Here is a 21,500-nt window from a genome sequence, read left to right on the forward strand (position 1 = left end):
GGGGAAGACCGTTTTAGCGGCCAGATGAATTCTACACGAGATAGAACTCGTCCGTTCCCCGGCTGTCCCGTTCACCGACCAGTTGCGTAACCTTGCCGCCGGCGCCCCAGGATTCGGGGCGACTTCAGGTACAAGACGAGCACCGCCGCCCCGGCCGCCAGCGCGGCAACCTTGGCCGGAAGAGTCCCTCCTCCAGCGACGATGCCGCAGATTCCGGTGAGCAGGGAGCACGCCGTGACCAGCACCGCGGACTGCAGATGGCTCAATCCGACATCGGTCAGCCGCTGGTAGACGTGCTGGCGGTGCGGAGCGTACCACCGCTCCCCCGCGCCGATGCGCCGCAGCAAGGTCGTGGCGGTATCGGCCAGGTAGACGGAGACGGGACCCAGCAGCATTTCGGGTCCCACGCCGGACAGGAATGCCGCCACCCCGGTCACCGCGAGGGATCCGCCCAGCAGGTAGCTTCCGACGTCGCCAAGGAAGTTGCGTCCGCGCAGGTTCCACGGGAGGAACGCGGCAAAGGCCATGGCGATGACCAGGGCCGCCGAAACGAGCCAAGGCATCCCGTACATCGCCCCGACGGCGGCGAACATGCCGCCGACGGCCAGCCCGTGCAGTCCCGAGATCCCGTTGACGCCGTCCATGAAGTTGGCGACGTTGATGTAGCCGGCGACCGCAACGGCGCCGAGCGGAACCCACCACCAGGACGCATCGGTCAGCTCGACGAGCATGGCCGTGGCCGCCGCTCCGATGGCCAGCTGCAGCAGGAACCTGACCCTGATGCCCAGCCCCCGGAAGTCCTCCGCCCAGCCAAGGAGGGCGGCGGCCAGCGAGGCGCCGCCCACGGTGGCCAGCAGCGGTCCTTCGCCGGTGCCGGCCCCGACGATGGCGACGATGAGGCCGCCGGCCACGCCAGCGGCCACGGTGATACCCATGCCCCGGACCACGGCCTCGGTGTGCGAGGACCGTTCGTTGGGAATGTCGAGGACTCCGTGCCTGAGCAGCACCGGCTTAAGCAGGATGGGCAGCCCGAGGCTGAGGCCGAAGGCCACGAGGGCGGCCACCAGCTGGGTCATTTCGCGGTCTCCGCCACGTGGCCCGCAATCGGCTGATGCTGGCGGCTTTTCCACTCGTCAAGCGACATCCGGGTCGGATCCAGGGCGTCGATGCAGGCATGGGAGATCTTGGGGTGCAGCGGCCTCGAGTCGCCCTCGCCCTCGCCGATCAGGTCCTCGTGCAGCTTCTCGCCGGGGCGCAGTCCCGTGAACACGATGTCGACCTGCTTGCCGGACATGGCGATCATGCGCTGCGCGACGTCGAGGATGCGCACGGGCTCGCCCATGTCGAGGATGAGCACCTCGCCGCCACGGCCGATGGCCCCGGCCTGAATCACGAGCTGGCAGGCTTCCGGAATCGTCATGAAGAACCTGGTTGCTTCCGCATCCGTGACCGTCACCGGCCCCCCGTTGCGGATCTGCTCGTTGAACAGCGGCAGGACGGAGCCGCGGCTGCCGAGCACGTTGCCGAACCGCACGGAAACGTACTTCAGCCCCGATTCCCGCGCGACCCACGCGGTGATCTTCTCGGCCACACGCTTGGAATGGCCCAGGACAGTTGTCGGGTTGGCGGCCTTGTCGGTCGAGATGTTCACGAATGTCTGGACGTTGGCCGCACGGGATGCCCGCAGCACGTTGAGCGTGCCCAGCACATTGGTCTTCCAGGCCTCTTCCGGATACTGCTCCAGCAGGGAGACGTGTTTGAGCGCGGCGGCATGGAAGACCACCTCCGGCTTGCGGTCGACGAAGATCGAGGTCAGCGCCTCCGCGTCGCGGATGTCGGCCAGCACGGTGTCCTTGCCGTCGAGCAGGCCTTGGCCGGTCAGGGAAATCTGGGTGGTCTGCAGGCCGGTCTCGTCCCGGTCCAGCATGATCAGCTCCGCCGGCTCGAAATGGTTGATCTGGCGGCACAGCTCGGATCCGATCGAGCCGCCCGCGCCGGTGACCATGACGCGCTTGCCCTTGACGTAGCCGGCGATCTCTTCGACGTGGATGTCGACCGGATGGCGTCCGATCAGGTCTTCGATCGCAACTTCGCGGAAGGAAAACTCGGAACCGCCGGTCAGCATGTCCTTCAGCGGCGGCACCACCAGGACTTTGATGTTCAGGCCCGCGACGACGTCGGAAATATGCCTGACCTGCTTGGCGTCGACATTGGCAATCGCGATCAGCAGCACCGTCGCGTTGGTCCGCGCCACAATGTCCGGCAGGTCCGCCATCCGCCCGAGGACGGGAACGCTGGCAATCCGCAGATGTTTCTTGGCCGGATTGTCGTCGATCAGCCCCACCGGCAGCCAGGGCGAGGCCGGATCGTTGCTCATGCGGGTAACGATGGATTTTCCGACGAAACCGGCTCCGTAGACCAGGGTCCGCGCCGCCTGTTCCCCCGGCTTGGCCTTGCTCTCGACGTACATCCGCTTCAGGTAGCGGATGGCGGCCATGAACAGGCAGGCGAACGGGAAGGCGATAAGGCCGATACCGCGGGCGATGCTCATCGAGATGCCGAAGAACAGCAGCGCCACCGTCATGATCGCCGAAACGGACACCGTCACGATCACCAGCAGCTTGGCCTCGTGGAAGCTGCCGAAGCTGTAGCGGCCGCGGTACAGCGCGAACGCCGAGCCCACCGCGAACTGCGAGGCGATGGCGATGCCGCAGAGCAGGAGGATGCCGGGCAGGCGCAGCTCGCTCAGCTGCATCTCATAACGCAGGTAGACCGCCAGCACGATGGCGACGATCCAGGAGAACGAGTCCAGCAGGAACTGCGACCACAGCCAGAGCGCCTTGTCGCTGCTGGCGGTCCTGCCGGGGGCCGGGGCGGGCTGGCTCATGCCCCGACGGTCCCTTCCCGGGACTGCGGCGCAGATTCGTCGTCGTCCGCCGCCTCGCTCTGCGGTTCGGCGGGCGCCTCTCCGGACGCCTGCTGCGGAAGTTCCTCGCCCAGGCCGAGGATGCCGGGCACCGCTTCGCGCAGCCGCTCGAGGCTGAGCGCACCTTCGCGCACCACCCGGAGAGGGGTCGACGTGCAGTCAACGATCGTCGACGGGACCGACCCGGCCTCGCGCTCCCCCGCCTCGAGGTAGACCTCGACCGACTCGCCGAGCTGGGCGAACGCCTCCGCGGCAGTCTGCGCGGCCGGCATGCCCGTCCGATTGGCGGAGGAAACGGCCAGCGGCCCGGTCAGCGCGAGCAGGTCCAGGGCAATCCGGTCATCCGGCATGCGCAGGGCCACGGTGCCCTTCGTCTCCCCCAGGTCCCACGTCAGCGAAGGCTGGGCGTGGAAGATGAGCGTCAGTCCGCCGGGCCAGAACGTGTCGGCCAGCAGCCGGGCGTCGGCGCTGATGTCGACCGCGAGGCCGTCCATGGTCTGGGGCCGCGGAATCAGGACCGGGGGCGGCATCTTCCTGCTCCGCCCTTTCGCCGCCAGCAACGTGGCGACTGCCTGCGGCGAGAAGGCGTCGGCGGCGATCCCGTAGACCGTGTCGGTCGGGATTACCACGCACTGCTTGCTGCCAAGGGCCGTCTGTGCGGCGGCCAGCCCTTCGCTCCGCTCGACTTCGTCCTGGCAATTGAATGTGGGGGTCACAGGTTTCATTCTTTCATTCTTGGCGCCGCTACCGCTTGACAGCGGCGGTCGCACGCTCTCGTCCGGTGAGATCGGAGACCGTGCCAACATCGTTCCAGCAGCCGGCGTCCACGAGCAATTTCGACACGGCCGGTGCCTGCACTTCGGCGTGTTCCATGATGAAATAGCCTCCGCTTTTCAGCAGGCGTGCGGCGCTGGCCGCGGTGGCGCGGGGCAGTTCCATGCCGTCCGCTCCCCCGCCGTAAAGGGCCAGTTCGGGGTCGTGTTCGGCTACTTCCGGGTCGACGGGCACGGCGTCCGGGGGTATGTACGGAGGGTTGGAAACAACGACGTCGAACGTTCCGTCATGTTCTTCCAGTGCGGTCCGCAGGTCCCCCCGGACCAGCACGACACCGAGCGGCTCCAGGTTCCGGGCGGCCCACGCGTGGGCGAGCTCGCTGAGTTCGACGGCGTATACCTCGGCTCCGGGGACCTCGCTGGCGATGGATCCCGCGATGGCGCCGGACCCGGTGCCCAGGTCAACGACCTTGGCACCCGGTGTTTGGCGGGCGGCGTCGATGGCGTGCTGGGCAACCGTTTCGGTCTCCGGCCGCGGGATGAAGACGCCCGGCCCGACGTCGAGCTCCAGGTGGCGGAAATAGGCCTTGCCCGTAATGTGCTGCAGCGGAACCCGGCGTGCGCGCTCGGCGACGAGCTCGGCCAGGCCTTCCGGGCTGGCGGCCCCGGTCAGGGCCAGGGCCCGCACCCGGCCGGCGGATTCCCCCAGAAGGTGCGCGGCCAGCAGCTCGGCATCCACGCGTGGGCTCGGAACGCCCGCCTCCGCCAGGAGCCTGGCCGCCTCGGCCAGCGCCTCGGCGAGAGTTACTGCTGCCACGTCGCCTAGTGGTCCTCGCCCAGTGCGTCGAGCCGCGCCTGTTCGTCCATCTCGATAGCCGACTGGATGACCGGCTCCAGCTCCCCGTTCATGACGGCATCGAGGTTGTAGGCCTTGTAACCGGTGCGGTGGTCAGCCACCCGGTTCTCCGGGAAGTTGTAGGTCCGGATCCGCTCCGAACGGTCCATGGTGCGGATCTGCGACTTGCGGGTCTCGGAGTTGGCGGCATCGATCTGCTCCTGCTGGTGCGCCAGCAAGCGGGCACGCAGCACGCGCATGGCCGCCTCGCGGTTCTGCAGCTGCGATTTTTCGTTCTGCATGGCAACCACAATGCCGGTCGGCAGGTGCGTGATCCGGACCGCCGAGTCCGTGGTGTTGACCGACTGGCCGCCCGGCCCGGAGGAACGGTACACGTCGATCTTGAGGTCGTTCTGGCTGATGTCGATCTCTTCCGGCTCGTCCACCTCGGGGAGCACCAGCACGCCGGCCGCCGACGTGTGGATACGGCCCTGGGATTCGGTGACCGGGACGCGCTGGACGCGGTGCACGCCGCCCTCGAACTTCATCCGTGCCCACACACCCTCGGCCGGGTCGTTCGACGAGCCCTTGATGGCCATGGAGACGTCCTTGAACCCGCCCAGGTCGGACTCGGTAGCGGAGATGATCTCCGTCTTCCAGCCCCGGCCTTCCGCGTAGCGCGTGTACATGCGCAGGAGGTCTCCTGCGAAGAGCGCCGCTTCGTCGCCGCCTTCGCCGCCCTTGACCTCGATAATGACGTTGCGGGCATCGTCCGGGTCCCGGGGAATGAGCAGCCGGCGCAGCCGCTCCTGCGCCGCCTCGAGCTCGGCTTCCACGCCGGGGACTTCCGCGGCGAACTCCGGATCCTCCGCCGCCATTTCCCGGGCCGCGCCCAGGTCTTCGGAGAGCTGCTTCCACCGCTTGTGGGCCTCGACGATCCCGTTCAGCTGGGCGGAACGGCGCCCCAGCTTGCGCGCCAGCGCCTGGTCGGCGTACACGGCGGGATCGCTCAACTGCTGCTGCAGCTGCGCGTGCTCATCCAACAAGCCCTGGACGGACTCAAACATCTCTAACCTCTTCCGACTCTTGTCTCAGTCTAAGTAACGACGGCGGCCTCGGGGACAGCCGGGGTGCCATTGGCGGCTTAACAGCAACAGCCGCCCAAAACATGCCAGCCAGCTAGGCTCCGGCCGGACCGGTCCGCGTCGGCGGATCCGTAGGGGCCGCGGCCTTCGCAATCAAGGAGGACCGGCATATCTTGGGCGGCTAGGGCAGCTACCTGTCGTCGTCGGACTTGGAACCCAGCGTGGTCTTCTGGACCTGCATCAGGAATTCGACGTTGGACTGCGTCTCGCGGATCTTGCCGGTGAGCAGTTCAAGCGACGACTGCGTGTCCAGACCCGAAAGGACCCGGCGCAGCTTCCACATGATCTTGACTTCCTCGGGCGAGAGCAGGTTCTCTTCGCGGCGGGTACCGGACGCGTTGACGTCCACGGCCGGGAAGATGCGCTTGTCGGCCAGGCTCCGGGAGAGCCGCAGTTCCATGTTGCCGGTGCCCTTGAATTCCTCGAAGATCACTTCGTCCATCTTGGAACCGGTTTCCACCAGCGCAGTGGCGAGGATGGTCAGCGAGCCGCCGTTCTCGATGTTGCGCGCAGCACCGAAGAAGCGCTTCGGCGGGTACAGTGCGGACGAGTCCACGCCGCCGGAGAGGATGCGGCCGGAGGCCGGCGCGCTCAGGTTGTAGGCGCGGCCCAGGCGGGTCATCGAATCCAGCAGGACGACGACGTCCATGCCCATTTCCACCAGGCGCTTGGCCCGCTCGATCGCGAGTTCGGCGACCGTGGTGTGGTCATCGGCAGGGCGGTCGAAGGTCGAGGCGATGACCTCGCCCTTGACCGTGCGCTGCATGTCCGTGACTTCTTCCGGACGCTCGTCGACCAGGACCATCATGAGGTGGACCTCGGGGTTGTTGATGGTGATGGCGTTCGCGATGGACTGCAGGATCAGCGTCTTGCCGGCCTTCGGCGGCGAGACGATGAGGCCACGCTGGCCCTTGCCGATCGGCGCGACGAGGTCGATGACGCGCGGGCCGATCTTCTTGGGCTCGGTCTCCAGGCGCAGGCGCTCGGAGGGGTACAGCGGAACCAGCTTGGCGAAGTCCACGCGGTCCTTGTTGTCCTCGGCGGGCTTGCCGTTGACCGAGGTCAGCCGAACCAGGGCGTTGAACTTCTGCCGGCTGTTCTGGTTCGGGTTCTCGCCGTCCCGCGGCGCGCGGATGGCACCGACGACGGCGTCGCCCTTGCGCAGGTTGTACTTCTTCACCTGTGCCAGCGAAACGTAGACATCGTTCGGTCCGGGCAGGTAGCCGGAGGTGCGGACGAAGGCGTAGTTTTCCAGCACGTCGAGGATGCCGGCGACCGGCAGCAGGACATCGTCCTCGCTGATCTCGGTGTCATCCACATCCGGGCTGCGGTCACGGCCGCGGCGGCGGTCGTTCCGGTCGCGGAAGCGGGTGTTGCCCGAATCTCCGTCGCGGTCGCGGCGGTTGCGGCTGCGGCGGTTGCGGTTGCGTCCGCCGTCCTCGGAGTCGTCGCGCGTGTCCGTGTCGCGGCCTTCGCCGTCACGTCCGCGTCCACGGCCGCGGTCGCGCCGTTCGCGGCGGTCGCTCTGTCCCTCTTGGCCGCCCTGGCCTCCCTGCTGGCCCTGGCCCTCCTGGCCGCCCTTGGGGGTTTCGGCGCCGGCGGCTTCGCCCTGCTCGCGGCGCTCGGCGCCGGCTTCGACCTGCTCCGGCTGCTGCTCGGCGCGGCGGTTGCGGGTACGTCCCTGGCCGCGGCCGCCCTCGCGGACGGTTTCGGCCTCGGGCCGCTGTGCCTCGGCCTGGGCCGGAGCAGCGGCTTCGGCGGCGGGAGCGGCGGCCGCCGGGGCAGCGGCTTCCGCGGCGGGCGCCTGTGCTGCAGCGGGTGCTTCGGCGACGGTGCCGTCGCTTGAGGCCCGGCGGCTGCGGGTGCGGGACCGGCTGACGCGTTCTGCGGCCTTGTTCAGGTCCCCGCCGGTCTTCGGAGCGGTCTTCGCCTGGCCGTTGGACGAGGCGGCCTCGGCCGCCGCCTCAGGCGCGGCCGGCGCTTCCGCTGCGGCGGCACGTGCCGCGGCCTTGGCCGGGCGATCCGCAACGGACGAACCGCGCTGGTGGTCGGAGATCGCCGCGACCAGGTCGCTCTTGCGCATCCGCGAACCACCCGTGATGCCCAGCTGGGTGGCCAGAGCCTGCAGCTGTGCAAGCTTCAGTCCGGCAAGTCCCGCACTCTTCGGCGCAGGTGAGTCTGATGTTGTCGCCACACCTGCAGTCAGGTCAGTGGTTTCTGTCACGAAGGATCCTTCCCCCTCGTCGGGCGGCCGCATCGGAAGCGGACCGCGTTGTTTGCATCCCGGCTGATGCATAAGAAACATAGCCGGGTCGGGTTTGCCGAAGTGCGGCACCTGGCAAAGCCGAGTGATTGTGGAAAAACCTCGGACGACGTCCGTTCAATCGGTCTTAGGGATGCGCCGTCCGCGCTTGCTGCGCGTGGCACGGCACTTAGTAATTCCTCGACGGATCCTCAGGAGGCTGCACCGGATCATGGCCCCGCTGCCGGCACTTCATGGCCGGTGCCAAATTTGCCAGCGGCCGCTGCGACAGGTTGCCAAGCCGGTTAATTCCGGCGGTGCATTTCTACTTTAGCACCATCTGTGTCGACTTCCAGTTCCAGAACACGCCAGCCGTCGGCGATCGGGGACGCCGCCACGATGGCGTGGATCTGCTCCCGGATGCGGTCCGCCTGCTGCCGCCCGCGCGCCAGAGTCATGACCGTCGGGCCGGCTCCCGAGACCACGGACGCGAAGCCTGCGGCCCGCAGCGACGCCATGAGGTCGGCGCTGGGGGCCATGGCCGGCGCCCGGTGGCTCTGGTGCAGCGCGTCCACCGTGGCCGGCAGCAGCAGCGACGGGTCGCGGGTGAGCGCCTGCACCAGCAGGGCGGCGCGGCCCGCATTGGCGGCGGCGACGTGGTGCGGTACGGAAACCGGCAGCAGGTTGCGTGCCGTCTCCGTAGACAGTTCGTACGACGGAATCGCCACGATCGGGATGATGTCCGGGTGGACATCGACGGCGGTGCTGAAGAAGGACCCCGCCGTCTCCCAGGAAATGGCCAAGCGGCCGGCCAGCGCGGGGGCGACGTTGTCCGGATGCCCTTCCTGCGCCGAGCACAGCTGGAGGACCTCCTGCGCGGACAGCCTGTCGTCGGCGGGCAGCAGCGCGTTCGCCAGCAGCACAGCGCTGACGATCGCCGCTGCCGACGAGCCCAGGCCGCGTCCGTGCGGAATGACGTTCGTTGCTTCCAGCCGCAGGCCGTTGCTTTCGAAGCCTACCCGGCCGAGCGTGTCCCTGATCGTGGCGATGATCAGGTGGCTCTCGTCCCGGGGCAGTTCCGCGGAACCCTCGCCCGTGACCCGGGCGCTGAACACGCCGTCGTCGGTGGATTCCACCGAGACCTGGTCGTACAGCGTCACCGCCAGTCCGAGGCTGTCAAAGCCGGGGCCCAGGTTGGCGCTTGTCGCCGGGACCCGCACGCTCACGCGCTGGCCCGCGGCGATCGCCGTGCGTTCGAAGGTCCTCACGGGGGCGCTACTCGAGGCCAAGGGCTGCAGCCACGCTGACAACGTCGAAATCGACCTTCACCGGGGTCACTTCGCCGCCGTCTTCGGTCCGAAGGGCCCACTGCGGGTCCTTCAGGCCGTGCCCGGTGACCGTGATGACGATGGTCTTGCCGGCGGGCACTTCGCCGGCCTCGTGCTTCTTGATCAATCCGGCGACGCCGGCCGCGGATCCAGGCTCCACGAAAACCCCTTCGCGGGAGGACAGCCACCGGTGGGCCGCCAGGATCTGCTCGTCGGACACGGACTCGATCAGGCCGCCCGATTCGTCACGGGCGGCCACCGCGGTCTGCCAGGAGGCGGGGTTGCCGATCCGGATGGCGGTGGCGATGGTCTCGGGCTCGGTAACCGGATGGCCCAGGACCAGCGGGGCGGCCCCTTCTGCCTGGAAGCCCCACAGCTGCGGGGTCCTGGTCGCTACGGCGGGCAGCGTGCCGGCCGTCTTCGACTCGTACTCGGCCGCGTACTCCTGGTAGCCCTTCCAGTACGCGGTGATGTTGCCCGCGTTGCCGACGGGCATGACGTGGATGTCCGGGGCGTCGCCGAGGTAGTCGACGGTCTCGAAAGCCGCCGTCTTCTGCCCCTGGATGCGTGCCGGGTTCACCGAATTGACCAGGAAGACCGGGTACGCCTCGGAAAGCTTGCGCGCCACGTCGAGGCAGTTGTCGAAGTTCCCGTTGATCTGGATGATCTCCGCGCCGTGGGCGATCGCCTGGCTCATTTTGCCCATCGCGATCTTGCCGGCGGGTACCAGGACCGCGCACTTCAGTCCGGCCTGGGTGGCATACGCGGCGGCCGAGGCAGACGTGTTGCCCGTCGAAGCGCAGACAACGGCCTTCGCGCCCGCTTCCACCGCGGCCGTGATGGCCATGGTCATGCCGCGGTCCTTGAATGATCCGGTCGGGTTCATGCCCTCGACCTTCAGGTACACGGTCGAACCGGTCAGCTCGGAGAGCGCCTTGGCATGGACGAGCGGCGTTCCGCCTTCGCCCAAGGTCACGATCTCGGTCTCGTCCGTGACCGGCAGACGGTCGGCGTACTCGCGGATGACGCCGCGCCATTGGTGAGCCACTTAGACTCCTTCTACTCGCAGGACAGAAGTTACTGAATTGACAACGTCGAGGTCTTTGATCGCTTCCACCGTGGCGGCCAGCGACGCCTCGGTGCCGCGGTGCGTGATGATGCGCAGCTCGGCGGCGGCGCTGCCGTCCGCGATGCCGGGCAGGTCCTCGGTGTGCATGGTCTGGCGCATGACCTCGATCGATACGCCGTGGTCGGCGAAAACGTGCGCGATCTTCGCGAGCACGCCGGGCTGGTCCGCCACGTCGAGGCCGATGTAGTAGCTGGTGAGGATGCTGTCCTCGCCGAGCACTTGCAGCTGCTCCCCGGTGGTCTCGGTGCGGCCGCGCCCGCCGCTGACGATCCTCCGCGCGGCGGCGACCACGTCGCCCACCACGGCCGACGCCGTCGGCCGGCCGCCGGCTCCCTGGCCGTAGAACATCAGCTGGCCCGCGTTCTCGGCCTCGACGAAGACCGCGTTGAAGGCGCCGTGGACGGCGGCGAGCGGGTGGGTGCGCGGCAGGAGGGTCGGGTGCACGCGCACCGAGACACCGGCGGTGCCGTCCTTCGCCGTCTGCTTTTCGGCAATCGCCAGCAGCTTGATGACGAAACCGGTGTCGCGGGCGGCCTCGATGTCCGCGGCCGTGATCGACGTGATGCCCTGGCAGCGCACGGCGTCGAGCGGGAAGACCGTGTGGAAGGCCAGCGAGGCCAGCAGCGTCCCCTTGGCCGCCGCGTCCAGGCCCTCGATGTCCGCCGTCGGGTCCGCCTCCGCGTAGCCGAGCGCCTGCGCCGCCTTCAGCGCGTCGGCGAAGTCCGCGCCGGTGGTGTCCATCTGGTCCAGGATGTAGTTCGTGGTGCCGTTGACGATGCCCAGCACGCGCGTGATCCGGTCGCCCGCGAGGCTCTCGCTGATCGGACGCAGGATCGGGATGGCGCCGGCGACGGCGGCCTCGAAGTACAGTTCGACGTCGGCCGCGGCGGCCATCTCGTACAGCGCCGGGCCGTCCGCCGCCAGCAGCGCCTTGTTGCCGGTAACGACGGAGGCGCCGTGCTCCACCGCGCGCAGGATCAGCGACCGTGCCGGTTCCATGCCGCCCATGAGTTCGATGACGACGTCGGCATCCTTCACGAGGGCCTCGGCGTCCTCGGTGAACAGCTCGCGCGGCAGCTCGACGTCCCGCGGCGCGTCGACGTTGCGCACCGCGATGCCGGCGAGTTCCAGGCGGGCCCCCGAGCGGCGGGCCAGGTCTTGGCCGTCGTCAAGGAGTATCCGCGCCACCTGGGATCCGACATTTCCGCACCCCAACAGTGCCACTTTCAGCGTGTTCATTGCTGCTCTAACTCCCGTGTTGGTAAAAAACTGCCATGCGTCTCTCGCTGGCCTGCCGGCCGTGCGGCCTAAGGCTCAGCCCAGGTCGCGTGCCAGCAGGTCTTCTTCGGTTTCGCCGCGCACGATCAGGCGGGCCTGGCCGTCGGCCACGGCCACCACGCCCGGGCGGGCCAGATAGTTGTAGTTGCTGGCCAGCGCCCAGCAGTACGCCCCGGTGCCCGGCACGGCCAGCAAGTCGCCGGCGGCGACGTCGGCAGGCAGGTACGCGTCCCTGACTACAATGTCACCGCTCTCGCAGTGTTTGCCAACCACGCGGGAAATAATTGCCGGCTGCTGCGTCACACGCGAGGCCAGGACCACGGAGTAGTCCGCGTCATAGAGCACGGGACGCGCATTGTCGCTCATGCCCCCGTCGACCGAGACGTACCGCCTCGGGTACGTTCCGCCGTCGGGCGTGTCCACGTTGACCGTCTTGAGTGTCCCCGTTTCGTACAGGGTGAAGGTGCTGGGCCCGACGATGGCGCGTCCGGGTTCGATGGAGATCCGCGGCACTTCAATCCCCAGGCGCGTGCAGGTGGAACGGACGACGGCGGCCATCGCCTTGGCCAGTTCCGCCGGCGGGCGCGGCGTGTCCGCGTCCGTGTAGGCGATGCCGTAGCCGCCGCCGAGATCCAGTTCGGCCAGCTCCGCGCCGTAGTCCGCGCGCATCCTGGCCACGAACTCGAGCAGCCGCTCGGCGGCCAGGGCGAACCCTTCCGGTTCGAAGATCTGGGATCCGATGTGGCAGTGCAGGCCCAGCAGGTTGATGGAATCGTAGCCGAGGGCCGCGCGGACCGCCTGCTCGGCGGGCGAATCCGTCATGGCCTCGGAGAGACCGGCCATCGACAGGCCGAACTTCTGGTCCTCGTGCGCGGTGGCGATGAACTCGTGCGTGTGCGCGTGCACGCCCGGGGTCAGCCGGAACATCACGTTGGCTCGCTCGTTGCGCTCCGCCGCAATGGCCGCCAGCCGGTGCAGTTCGTCGAGGCCGTCCACGATGATCCGGCCCAGGCCCATGTCCAGCGCGCGGCGGAGCTCGGCGTCGGACTTGTTGTTGCCGTGCAGGCCCAGTTTGCTGCCCGGGACCCCTGCCCGGGCCGCGACGGCGAGCTCTCCGCCGCTGCTGGTATCGAGGCGAAGGCCCTCCTGCTCCACCCAGCGCGCCACCTCGGTGCAGAGGAAGGACTTGCCGGCATAGTAGACGTCCACTCCCCCGCAGAGCTCGGCGAAGGCTTCGTCGAAGGACTGCTTGAAGTCGCGGGCACGGGCACGGAAGTCCGCCTCGGACATGACGAACAGCGGCGAGCCGAAGCGGGCCTTCAGCTCGCTGACCGGGATGCCGGAGATCTCCAGCTCTCCGCCGGCTCCGCGGGCCACATCGCGGGCCCACATCTTCGGCAGCAGTGCGTTGGCGTCCTCGGGGTACTTGAGCCACTCCGGGGCCAGCGGCGAGGCGGCAGAAGTCTGCGCTGTCATGGGGCTACATCCTTTCCGGGGCGGTCACGCCGAGGAGCCCGAGCCCGTTGGCCAGCACCTGCGTGGTTGCGTCGTTGAGCCAGAGCCGCGTGCGGTTCAGGTCCGTCACTTCAGCGTCCCCCAGCGGCGTGACCCGGCAGGAGTCGTACCAGCGGTGGTAGGCGCCGGCGATGACCTCGAGGTGGCGGGCCACGCGGTGCGGCTCGCGGAACTTGGCGGCCGTCGCCACGACCGAGGGGTAGGCGCCCAGATGCGCCAGCAGCTCGTTCTCCGTCGCGTGGTCCAGCAGCGACGCGTCGAAGGCGCTGCGCTCCACGCCGGCATCCACGGCGTTGCGGGCGACGGCGCAGGTGCGGGCGTGGGCGTACTGCACGTAGAAGACCGGGTTCTCGTTGCTGCGCCGGGTCAGCAGGTCCAGGTCGACATCGATGTTCGAGTCCGCGTGCGAGCGGGTCAGGGCGTAGCGGGCGGCGTCGACACCCACGGCGTCCACCAGGTCCTCCATCGTGACCACGGTGCCGGCACGCTTGGACATCCGCACCGGCACGCCGTCCTTGACCAGGTTGACCATCTGGCCGATCAGCACCTCCACCCGGTCGGCGCTGTCCCCCATGGCTGCCGCCGCGGCCTTGAGCCGGGCAACGTAGCCGTGGTGGTCTGCGCCGAGCATGTAGATGCACAGGTCGAAGCCGCGGTCCCGCTTGTTCTTGAAGTAGGCGATATCCCCGGCGATGTAGGCGGCGTCGCCGTCGGACTTGATGACCACGCGGTCCTTGTCGTCCCCGAAGTCCGTCGACTTCAGCCACCAGGCGCCGGCTTCGAAGTACAGGCTGCCGGAGGTCTTGAGCTGTTCCAGCAGCGCCGAGACGGCCCCGGAGTCGAAGAGGTCGTTCTCGTGGAAGTAGACGTCGAAGTCCACGCCGAACTCATGGAGGGACTTCTTGATGGCCGCGAACATCAGCTCGACGCCGCGGCTGCGGAATTCCTCCTGCGGGTCGGCCGCGGACAGCGCCTCGGGATTCTGTGCCATGACGGCCCGGGCGATGTCGGAAATGTACTCGCCGCCGTAACCGTCCTCCGGGGCCGGCTCCCCCTTGGCGCTGGCCAGCAGCGAGCGGGCGAAACGGTCGATCTGCGTCCCATGGTCGTTGAAGTAGTACTCGCGCGTGACCTCGGCGCCCTGGGCCTGCAGGATCCGCGCCAGCGAATCACCCAGTGCCGCCCACCGGGTTCCGCCGAGGTGGATCGGACCGGTGGGGTTGGCCGAGACGAACTCCAGGTTGATCCGCTTGCCGGCATACTCGGCGGCGGTGCCGTAGGCAGGGCCCGCCTCCACGATGGTGCGGGCCAACGAACCGGCGGCGGCCGCGTCCACGGTGATGTTCAGGAAGCCCGGACCTGCAATGTCCACCTTCGCGACGCCGTCGATCTTGGCAAGGCGCGCGCTCAGAATCTCCGCGAACTGGCGCGGGTTCATCCCCGCCTTCTTGCCCAGCTGCATGGCCACATTCGTGGCCCAGTCTCCGTGCTCGCGGTTCTTCGGCCGTTCCACACGGACCTCCGCCGGAATTTCGACGGCGAAATCGCCTGCGGCGACAGCGTCACGCAGGCAGGCGGCAATGGCAGCGGAAAGTTCTTCAGGAGTCACCCGTTAAGCATAAAGGTCCCGCGCCAGCCCGCTGTCCGGCCGGAATCCGCTGTGAGCAGGGGCACACGGAACGCCGCGGCACGCCCGTGGCGGGGCCGGTTTGCGCCCTGGGCCCCTCTTACTGATAAGCTCTATGAGTCCCAAACGCACCGGCTTGTATCACCACGCAGCCAAGGTGCGGCGCCCTCGTAGCTCAGGGGATAGAGCGTCTGCCTCCGGAGCAGAAGGCCGTAGGTTCGAATCCTATCGAGGGCACCGGCAAGGCCCGCTGCTGTGGAAAACAGCAGCGGGCCTTTTTGTGTACCCGGCCATCCAATGGGGGCCGCCCTCCCTATCCGACCGGAACGGGGGCTGCCCCGCGGAAAGTCCTTCGGTAGCTGGCCGGAGAGATACCGAGCGCCTTCACGAAGTGGTGCCGCAGCAGGACGGCCTGGCCGAAGCCCGTGGCCCGGGCAATCTCATCGATGTTCAGGTCCGAGCTTTCCAGCAGTTCCTGCGCCAGCAGCACCCGCTGCGCGTTGACCCACGCGGCCGGCGTCGTCCCCGTCTCTGCCCGGAACCGCCGGGCGAAGGTCCGCTCGGACATGTGCACGCGCCTCGCCAGCTCGGTGACCGACACCTCCTTGTCGAGGTTCTCCCCGAGCCACACCACGAGGTCCCGGAGCGTGTTGCAGCCTTCCAGCGACATCGGGCGCGCAATGTACTGCGCCTGGCCGCCCTCGCGGTGCGGCGGGACCACCATGTCGCGGGCTATCCCTGCCGCGACGCCGGCGCCGAGCTCGGTGCGGACCAGGTGCAGGCAGGCGTCGATGCCCGCGGCCGTGCCGGCGCTGGTGATGATCCGTCCGTCTTCGACGTAGAGGACGTTCTCATCGACGCTGATCAGCGGGTACTCCTCCGCCAGCTGCCGGGAATAGCGCCAGTGCGTGGTGGCCCGCCGGCCGTCCAGGAGGCCCGCCTCGGCCAGCACGAACGCCCCGGAGCACAGCGACATGACCCAGGCACCGCGGGCATGGGCCTGCCGCAGCGTCTGCTTGACCTCGTCGGGCAGCGGCTCGCCGTTCTCGTAGGGCGCGACCACCACGAGGTCCGCCGCATCCGCGCCCTCCAGTCCGTACGGGACATCGATCGAGAAGCCGGTCTTCGTGTCGATCGGTCCGGGATGGACGGAACAGACCTTGAAATCGAAGGCAGGAACGCCGGTTCCGCGGGCCGAGCGGTCGATGCCGAAGACCTCGCAGGCCACGCCGAACTCGAACGGCGAGGCCCCGGGGAGCACGATGGCGGCTACGTTTTTCAGCATGCTTCCAGTATGGCAGTTTTTTGATGATTGGCGTCGTTTCTGCCACTCTTTTTTGGCGGGCAGCGGGAGGAGCATAAAGGCATGGAACTCTTCCTGGTCTTGGTTTTCATCGCAATCATCGTGGCCACCTTCGCCATCATTCCCGGAGACGGACTCGGCCACACTCCGGAGGAACGGTCCCTTCGGGACTGGTCCGACGGCTCCCTTCCCAGCCGGCCCTTCATGGACCAGCCGCATCACTGACCGCCCGGCAGGGGCGGAGCGGTCCGCCCCTGCCTCTGCCGGACGGTTCCTCAGCAGTCCGGCAGAGGCAACCGCCCGCCGTCGTTATTGCCGGTGGGCGAACAAGTCCCTCAACAACGCGACTTCCGCGAGATGGTGGATCATCTCCCGGTTGATATGCAGGACCAGGGCAGCCATCGAACGGTCGCCCCACGGTCCCTCCGCCGGCCCGCACGGCCGGGCCAGGCCTTCTTCCCCGAGCCCCCGGACACCGTCAATCCAGTTCCGGTACTCGCCGTCCAGCAGCGCGAGCGCTTTGTCGGCCGTCCCCGGGTATTCGTAGGTCTCGTAATCGACGGCCGGTCCCCCGAAGTGCGAGGCATTCCTCGCACCCAGGATGCCCACCAGAATGTGGCCGAGCCGCCAGGCAACCGTCGTCACCGGAGCCGGCACGGGTTCCGGCAGGGCGAAGTCGATCGTAAAATCCCCGGAGCCCGCCGCCATCGGCGCATGGCTCGTGCCACGGTGCCGCACATTCCAGCAACCCTCCGCCGGTTCCCAGAAGTACTCCTCGTCCGTCAGGCCTTCCAACCGGGGCCTGGCCTGGTTTTCCCAGTGCCAATTGAGCTGGTCCACGAGTTCATCCGCCACGTTCAACGCCATCTTTGCCGTCCTTTCCCAGGTCTCCCGGCGCACGTGCCGGTGCAGGTTCCATCTTCGCCGCCGGACAGGCGCCCGGCCAGTCCTTGCCGTCCAGTAGGCGGCGGCCCGGCCGTGCCGGAGGGGCCCGCAGCCGGAGCCGCAAGGTGTTCCGGGGCGGAATTCCACCGCTGCACCCACCATAGGCACCATTACGGACAGGTTCAGCCCGCATTGGCCAGTACATTGGCTGCATGCTTGCGACTTGAAGCGTCGCCGTCGCCTTGAGCCTGAGTGCCGTGGCAGCGAGCCCCGTGGCCGGCGTTGCCGAGGCCTCCGTCCGGGCGCTCACCAAGCTGGAGCAGGTGCTGCCGGGACGGCTGCGGCCGAAGTTCAGCATGCTCAGGGAGGCCGTGACGACGCTGCCCGGTCCCCGCGCCGCCGTAGATCCCGAGATCCTGACCAGCCTGTCCGCGGCGATTACCGACCGGCAGGTGGTGGGATTTCGCTATGCGAAGGCGGACGGCGAAAGCTCGCGCCGGCTGGCCGAGCCGTACGGACTAGTGGACGCCGGGCACCGCTGGTACGTGGTGGCGTGGGATCTTGGCCGCGAGGATTGGCGGACATTCGGTGCCGACCGCTTCGGAAGCGTGCCGGTGCCGCGCGGCCGCTTCACGCCGCGCTCCCTGCCGGGCACGGACCTGGCCGGCTACGTCCACGACTCCATCGTCCGCTCGCCCTACCGGTACGACGTGGTGGTCCGCATCGACGCGCCGGTGCAGCAGGTGGCGGAACTGGAGGACGACGGCGATGGCACCGTGCTGCGGGCGGGCTTCGATTCGCTGGAGTACCCGTTGATCCAGCTGGCCGGCATGGGCTTCGCCTTCGAGATCATCGAACCGGCGGAGTTCCGGGACCGCGCCCGTGAGCTGGGCTCCAGGCTGCGTGAGGCCGGGCGCGCGGAGCGCCCGGCCTCATCGTAGGACAGCCGCTGCTGCGGCTGCTGTTGCCAGTCTGCTTCGGGATGGCTACTGCAGCATGGTGCGGTCATCCAGGGCCGCACCCTTGATCTTCTCGAATTCGTGCAGCAGGTCCGGGACCGTGGTCTTCTCCTTCTGCCGCTGATCCAGGTCCAGGATGATGCGGCCCTCGTGCATCATGATCAGGCGGGTGCCCAGCCGCAGAGCCTGCTCCATGTTGTGCGTGACCATGAGCGTGGTCAGCCCGTGCCGCTCAACAACCTCGGCGGTCAGGCGGCTGACCAGTTCGGCGCGCTGCGGGTCCAGCGCGGCCGTGTGCTCGTCCAGCAGCAGGATCTTCGGGCCGGAGAATGTAGCCATCAGCAGGGACAGGGCCTGGCGCTGGCCGCCGGAGAGCAGGCCGACCTTGGCCTTGAGCCTGTTTTCCAGTCCGAGCTCGAGGGATTTCAGCTCCTCCTGGAAGAACTCGCGCTTTTTGCGGGTCACTCCCGGCCGCAGGCCGCGGTTCTTGCCGCGCTCGTAGGCGATGGCGAGGTTCTGCTCGATCGTCATGTCCGGCGATGTGCCGGCCATCGGGTCCTGGAACACCCGCCCGATGAACCGTGCCCGGCTGTAATCCGCCAGCCTGGTGACGTCGGTGCCGTCGATCGTGACCGTCCCGGTGTCAGGGCGCAGCTTGCCCGAGGTGATATTCAGGATGGTCGACTTGCCGGCGCCGTTGCTGCCGATGACGGTCACGAACTCGCCGGCCGCGAGAGACAGATTGATGTCCTGCAGGGCGGCCCGCTCATTGACGGTTCCCGCGAAGAACGTCTTGTGCACATTGGTGATTTCCAGCATGGTCAGCCCCTGGCTCCTGTCCCGGAAAGCGCTTTCTTCATGTTACTGAGCCCGCCTATGCGTCTGAAGACCTTCCACTGCGGCAGCACGAGTGCGATCACGACCAGGACCGCCGAGATGAGCTTCATGTCATTCGGGTTCAGGCCTGCCTGCAAGGCCAGCTGGATCACGACGCGGTAGAGCACCGAACCGAGGACCACCGCCAGCGTGGCGACCACGATGACCCGCGAACCGAAGATGGCCTGGCCGATGATGACGGACGCCAGCCCGGCGAGGATCAGGCCGATGCCCATCCCTATGTCGGCGAAGCCCTGGTACTGGGCGATCAGGGCGCCGCACAGTGCCACGAGCCCGTTCGACAGCGCCAGGCCCAGGATCTTCATCCGGTCCGTGCTGACACCGAAGCTGCGGATCATCTCCTCGTTGTCTCCCGTGGCCTGCATCGCAAGGCCCAGGTCCGTGTGCAGGAACCAGTCGATGATGAACTTCACCGCCAGGGCCAGCAGGCCGAAGACGATGAGGGCCCCGACGGTGCCGAGCAGGCCCGCGTCGCGCAGCGGAGTGATCAGCGTGTCCTCGCGCAGCAGCGGCAGGTTGGCCTTGCCCATGATGCGCAGGTTGATCGAGTACAGCGCGATCATGGTGAGGATGCCCGCCAGCAGCCCGTTGATCTTCCCCTTGGTGTGCAGGATGCCGGTGATCCAGCCCGCCACCAGGCCGGCGCCGAACGCCGCCACGGTCGAGAGCACCGGAGGGGCTCCGTTGATGATCATGATCGAAGCAACGGCCGCACCGGTGGTGAAGCTGCCGTCCACGGTCAGATCGGGGAAGTTGAGAATCCGGAAGGTCAGGTAGACCCCCAGGGCCATGATCGCGTAGATCAGGCCAAGTTCAACCGCAACAATCATGCGAGGTAAACCTTCAGTCCCTAGTCGATGACGCGGTCGGCGGAATCAAGCACGGCCTTGGGGATCTCGATGCCCATCCGTTCCGCCGCGCCCTTGTTCACCACGACCTCCAGCTCGGAGGCGGTTTCGATCGGCATGGACGCCGGGTCCTCGCCCTTGAGGACCTTCACGGCCATCAGGCCGGTCTGGTAGCCCAGGTCCTCGTAGTTGATGCCCTCGGTGGCCAGGGCGCCGCCCTCGACGCTGGCCGCATCGGAGGCAATGACCGGGATCTTCTTCGACTCGGCCACACCGATCAGCGACGCCAGAGAGGAGACCACGTTGTTATCGGTGGGGACGTAGAAGGCGTCGACGTCCAGCGACTGCGCGGCCTGCTGCACTTCGCTGGAGTTGCTCACGGTCGCCTCGCGGAGTTCAAGGCCGAGCTTCTTGGCTGCCTCTTTGGCCAGGTCTACCTGGACCTGCGAATTGACTTCGCCCGAGCTGTAGACGATACCGACCGACTTGGCGTCGGGCACCATCTCCTTCAGCAGCCCCAGCTGCTCTTCGACCGGGTTGAGGTCGCTGGTGCCAGTGACGTTGCCGCCCGGAGCCTCGAGCGAATCGACGAGGCCGGCAGCGACAGGGTCCGTGACGGCCGTGATCATGATCGGGCTGCTGGTGATCGCCTGGGCCGCGGCCTGGGCCGTCGGGGTGGCGATGGCCAGGACCAGGTCCTTCTGGTCAGTGTTGAACTTGCCGGCGATGGACGTGGCCGTGGCCTGGTCTCCCTGCGCGTTCTGCTCGTCGAAAGTGACGTTCCCGCCTTCGGTGTAGCCGTTCTCGGACAGCGCCTTCTTGAATCCTTCCCGGGCCGCATCCAGCGAGGGGTGGGAAACGATCTGGGTGATGCCGATATCGACGGACTCGCCCTCGGCGCCGGCGGCGCTGCCGGCATCATTGCCGCCATTGCCGCAAGCCGTGGCCAGCAGTGCCGTCGCGACGAGAGTGGCCCCCAGAGCTGAGTAGCGCGCACGTTTCATTTGGTGGTCTTTCCTTTCAGATCCCAACACTGGCCGGCTATCGGCACGGCCGCCCTGCCGCGGCCGCGGCAGTAGAACTTTCCGATGCAGAAGTCCCAACAGATAGTACCTGTGAACGGCATCACAATGTCCAATCCTGCCCGGGGAGTCGGGACACCTGTTCGGCGTTTGAGGCTCCATCCGGACATTCCGGCACAAAAACCGGCCGCTCAATCCGATGTGTCCAATCCCACACGTGCCCCGGACCGGGGGTAGGCTGAACGGTCTCCGGCTGGTCCGGCACGCTTCTGATTCTCCGAAGGTTCCTGCTCAGCTCCGTGGCCGTCATCCTGGTTCCAACCATCGAAGCGGTCATGGCGCTTCGCATCCTGCAGGGACTCTCCGCCGCTCCTCGGCGGAGTCATCGCCTCGGTCGCGCCCTGGCAGGCGGTGTTCTGGGTCCTGGCCGGGTTCGGGCTCGTCACGCTGGCCACCTCTTCTCCTATATCTCTGCCTCCGCGTTCGTGGTGCAGAACGTGCTTGGCTATACGGCGCTCGGATACTCCTTGGTCTTCGCCGCTAACGCAACCGGCTCGATCGCCACGGCCCTCGCCCAAGGCCGCGTCCCCGAGCGGGCGGGGGCAGGTTCCGCCGTCCTGGGCCTGCTGCAGTTCGTCCTGGGCGGCATTGCCAGCCCGTTGACCGGCATCGCCGGCCAGCACTCGGCGGTGCCGATGGCCCTCTCCATGGCCGTGTGCTCCGAACTGGCCCTGGCCGCTGCGCTGACCGCCCGCCGGGTCAGCCGGTGACACCGCCCATCCACTAGA

19 protein-coding genes and 1 tRNA gene are annotated in these 21,500 nt (G+C 67.9%); 4 read left to right on the forward strand and 16 right to left on the reverse strand.

What is annotated here, in order from left to right; all coding sequences use genetic code 11:
* Positions 1-71: 71 nt before the first annotated feature.
* The 11 genes from AHIS1636_RS06300 to argS form a co-directional block, all read right to left on the reverse strand.
* Positions 72-1,076 carry an MraY family glycosyltransferase gene (locus tag AHIS1636_RS06300; RefSeq protein ID WP_264794971.1) on the reverse strand — a complete coding sequence of 335 codons (1,005 nt, stop codon included), beginning with the start codon at positions 1,074-1,076 and terminating at the stop codon, positions 72-74.
* Entirely contained in the window at positions 1,073-2,887 is a 1,815-nt protein-coding gene (locus AHIS1636_RS06305; RefSeq protein ID WP_264794972.1) for a polysaccharide biosynthesis protein, read from the reverse strand. The genes AHIS1636_RS06300 and AHIS1636_RS06305 overlap by 4 nt, the downstream gene beginning before the upstream one ends.
* Entirely contained in the window at positions 2,884-3,642 is a 759-nt protein-coding gene (locus AHIS1636_RS06310; RefSeq protein WP_264795277.1) for an L-threonylcarbamoyladenylate synthase, read from the reverse strand. Before AHIS1636_RS06310 ends, AHIS1636_RS06305 begins: the two co-directional genes overlap by 4 nt.
* Positions 3,643-3,670: 28 nt before the next feature.
* Positions 3,671-4,516 (reverse strand): peptide chain release factor N(5)-glutamine methyltransferase, encoded by an 846-nt coding sequence (gene prmC / locus AHIS1636_RS06315; RefSeq protein WP_264794973.1) that lies wholly within the window; start codon positions 4,514-4,516, stop codon positions 3,671-3,673.
* Between the two features lie 5 nt (positions 4,517-4,521).
* Positions 4,522-5,601, reverse strand: a complete 1,080-nt coding sequence (gene prfA, locus AHIS1636_RS06320; RefSeq protein ID WP_264794974.1) for a peptide chain release factor 1 — start codon at positions 5,599-5,601, stop codon at positions 4,522-4,524.
* Positions 5,602-5,809: 208 nt separating this feature from the next.
* Positions 5,810-7,903 (reverse strand): transcription termination factor Rho, encoded by a 2,094-nt coding sequence (gene rho / locus AHIS1636_RS06325; protein ID WP_264794975.1) that lies wholly within the window; start codon positions 7,901-7,903, stop codon positions 5,810-5,812.
* 323 nt (positions 7,904-8,226) lie between these two features.
* Positions 8,227-9,189, reverse strand: a complete 963-nt coding sequence (gene thrB, locus AHIS1636_RS06330; protein ID WP_264794976.1) for a homoserine kinase — start codon at positions 9,187-9,189, stop codon at positions 8,227-8,229.
* A gap of 7 nt (positions 9,190-9,196) precedes the next feature.
* On the reverse strand, positions 9,197-10,297 hold the full coding sequence (gene thrC / locus AHIS1636_RS06335; RefSeq protein WP_264794977.1) for a threonine synthase: 1,101 nt from the start codon (positions 10,295-10,297) through the stop codon (positions 9,197-9,199).
* The gene (locus tag AHIS1636_RS06340; RefSeq protein ID WP_264794978.1) at positions 10,298-11,617 is read right to left on the reverse strand and encodes a homoserine dehydrogenase; all 1,320 of its coding nucleotides are present in this window, start codon (positions 11,615-11,617) and stop codon (positions 10,298-10,300) included. It lies immediately after the preceding gene.
* A gap of 75 nt (positions 11,618-11,692) precedes the next feature.
* Positions 11,693-13,132 (reverse strand): diaminopimelate decarboxylase, encoded by a 1,440-nt coding sequence (gene lysA / locus AHIS1636_RS06345; protein WP_264794979.1) that lies wholly within the window; start codon positions 13,130-13,132, stop codon positions 11,693-11,695.
* Between the two features lie 4 nt (positions 13,133-13,136).
* Complete coding sequence (gene argS, locus AHIS1636_RS06350; RefSeq protein ID WP_264794980.1) at positions 13,137-14,780, reverse strand: arginine--tRNA ligase; 1,644 nt, start codon at positions 14,778-14,780, stop codon at positions 13,137-13,139.
* A gap of 182 nt (positions 14,781-14,962) precedes the next feature.
* Here argS and AHIS1636_RS06355 point away from each other — a divergent pair.
* Positions 14,963-15,035, forward strand: a tRNA-Arg gene (locus AHIS1636_RS06355).
* A 76-nt stretch (positions 15,036-15,111) separates the two neighbouring features.
* Here AHIS1636_RS06355 and AHIS1636_RS06360 read toward each other — a convergent pair.
* Positions 15,112-16,083 (reverse strand): GlxA family transcriptional regulator, encoded by a 972-nt coding sequence (locus AHIS1636_RS06360; protein ID WP_264794981.1) that lies wholly within the window; start codon positions 16,081-16,083, stop codon positions 15,112-15,114.
* A gap of 81 nt (positions 16,084-16,164) precedes the next feature.
* Between AHIS1636_RS06360 and AHIS1636_RS06365 the strand changes: the two genes are divergently transcribed.
* On the forward strand, positions 16,165-16,326 hold the full coding sequence (locus AHIS1636_RS06365; protein WP_264794982.1) for a hypothetical protein: 162 nt from the start codon (positions 16,165-16,167) through the stop codon (positions 16,324-16,326).
* A gap of 84 nt (positions 16,327-16,410) precedes the next feature.
* Here AHIS1636_RS06365 and AHIS1636_RS06370 read toward each other — a convergent pair whose 3' ends face one another.
* Positions 16,411-16,968, reverse strand: a complete 558-nt coding sequence (locus tag AHIS1636_RS06370; protein WP_264794983.1) for a DinB family protein — start codon at positions 16,966-16,968, stop codon at positions 16,411-16,413.
* A gap of 275 nt (positions 16,969-17,243) precedes the next feature.
* Between AHIS1636_RS06370 and AHIS1636_RS06375 the strand changes: the two genes are divergently transcribed.
* Positions 17,244-17,927 carry a helix-turn-helix transcriptional regulator gene (locus tag AHIS1636_RS06375; RefSeq protein ID WP_264794984.1) on the forward strand — a complete coding sequence of 228 codons (684 nt, stop codon included), beginning with the start codon at positions 17,244-17,246 and terminating at the stop codon, positions 17,925-17,927.
* A gap of 45 nt (positions 17,928-17,972) precedes the next feature.
* Here AHIS1636_RS06375 and AHIS1636_RS06380 read toward each other — a convergent pair whose 3' ends face one another.
* From AHIS1636_RS06380 to AHIS1636_RS06390, 3 genes are read right to left on the reverse strand one after another with little or no spacing between them, the layout of a single operon-like run.
* Positions 17,973-18,764, reverse strand: a complete 792-nt coding sequence (locus AHIS1636_RS06380) for an ABC transporter ATP-binding protein (RefSeq protein WP_264794985.1) — start codon at positions 18,762-18,764, stop codon at positions 17,973-17,975.
* A 2-nt stretch (positions 18,765-18,766) separates the two neighbouring features.
* Positions 18,767-19,672 (reverse strand): ABC transporter permease, encoded by a 906-nt coding sequence (locus AHIS1636_RS06385; RefSeq protein ID WP_264794986.1) that lies wholly within the window; start codon positions 19,670-19,672, stop codon positions 18,767-18,769.
* A 20-nt stretch (positions 19,673-19,692) separates the two neighbouring features.
* Positions 19,693-20,694, reverse strand: a complete 1,002-nt coding sequence (locus tag AHIS1636_RS06390; protein ID WP_264794987.1) for an ABC transporter substrate-binding protein — start codon at positions 20,692-20,694, stop codon at positions 19,693-19,695.
* Between the two features lie 503 nt (positions 20,695-21,197).
* Between AHIS1636_RS06390 and AHIS1636_RS06395 the strand changes: the two genes are divergently transcribed.
* Positions 21,198-21,482, forward strand: a complete 285-nt coding sequence (locus tag AHIS1636_RS06395; RefSeq protein WP_264794988.1) for an MFS transporter — start codon at positions 21,198-21,200, stop codon at positions 21,480-21,482.
* Positions 21,483-21,500 lie beyond the last annotated feature (18 nt).

It is taken from the genome of Arthrobacter mangrovi (assembly GCF_026011795.1).
Lineage (GTDB): Bacteria > Actinomycetota > Actinomycetes > Actinomycetales > Micrococcaceae > Crystallibacter > Crystallibacter mangrovi.

Bases quoted from the DNA above. Each gene is read 5' to 3' on its own strand.
- AHIS1636_RS06300 (WP_264794971.1), bottom strand. From the start codon at position 1,076: ATGACCCAGCTGGTGGCCGCCCTCGTGGCCTTCGGCCTCAGCCTCGGG.
- AHIS1636_RS06305 (WP_264794972.1), bottom strand. From the start codon at position 2,887: ATGAGCCAGCCCGCCCCGGCCCCCGGCAGGACCGCCAGCAGCGACAAG.
- prfA (WP_264794974.1), bottom strand. From the start codon at position 5,601: ATGTTTGAGTCCGTCCAGGGCTTGTTGGATGAGCACGCGCAGCTGCAG.
- AHIS1636_RS06340 (WP_264794978.1), bottom strand. From the start codon at position 11,617: ATGAACACGCTGAAAGTGGCACTGTTGGGGTGCGGAAATGTCGGATCC.
- lysA (WP_264794979.1), bottom strand. From the start codon at position 13,132: ATGACAGCGCAGACTTCTGCCGCCTCGCCGCTGGCCCCGGAGTGGCTC.
- AHIS1636_RS06360 (WP_264794981.1), bottom strand. From the start codon at position 16,083: ATGCTGAAAAACGTAGCCGCCATCGTGCTCCCCGGGGCCTCGCCGTTC.
- AHIS1636_RS06365 (WP_264794982.1), top strand. From the start codon at position 16,165: ATGGAACTCTTCCTGGTCTTGGTTTTCATCGCAATCATCGTGGCCACC.
- AHIS1636_RS06370 (WP_264794983.1), bottom strand. From the start codon at position 16,968: ATGGCGTTGAACGTGGCGGATGAACTCGTGGACCAGCTCAATTGGCAC.
- AHIS1636_RS06380 (WP_264794985.1), bottom strand. From the start codon at position 18,764: ATGCTGGAAATCACCAATGTGCACAAGACGTTCTTCGCGGGAACCGTC.
- AHIS1636_RS06385 (WP_264794986.1), bottom strand. From the start codon at position 19,672: ATGATTGTTGCGGTTGAACTTGGCCTGATCTACGCGATCATGGCCCTG.
- AHIS1636_RS06390 (WP_264794987.1), bottom strand. From the start codon at position 20,694: ATGAAACGTGCGCGCTACTCAGCTCTGGGGGCCACTCTCGTCGCGACG.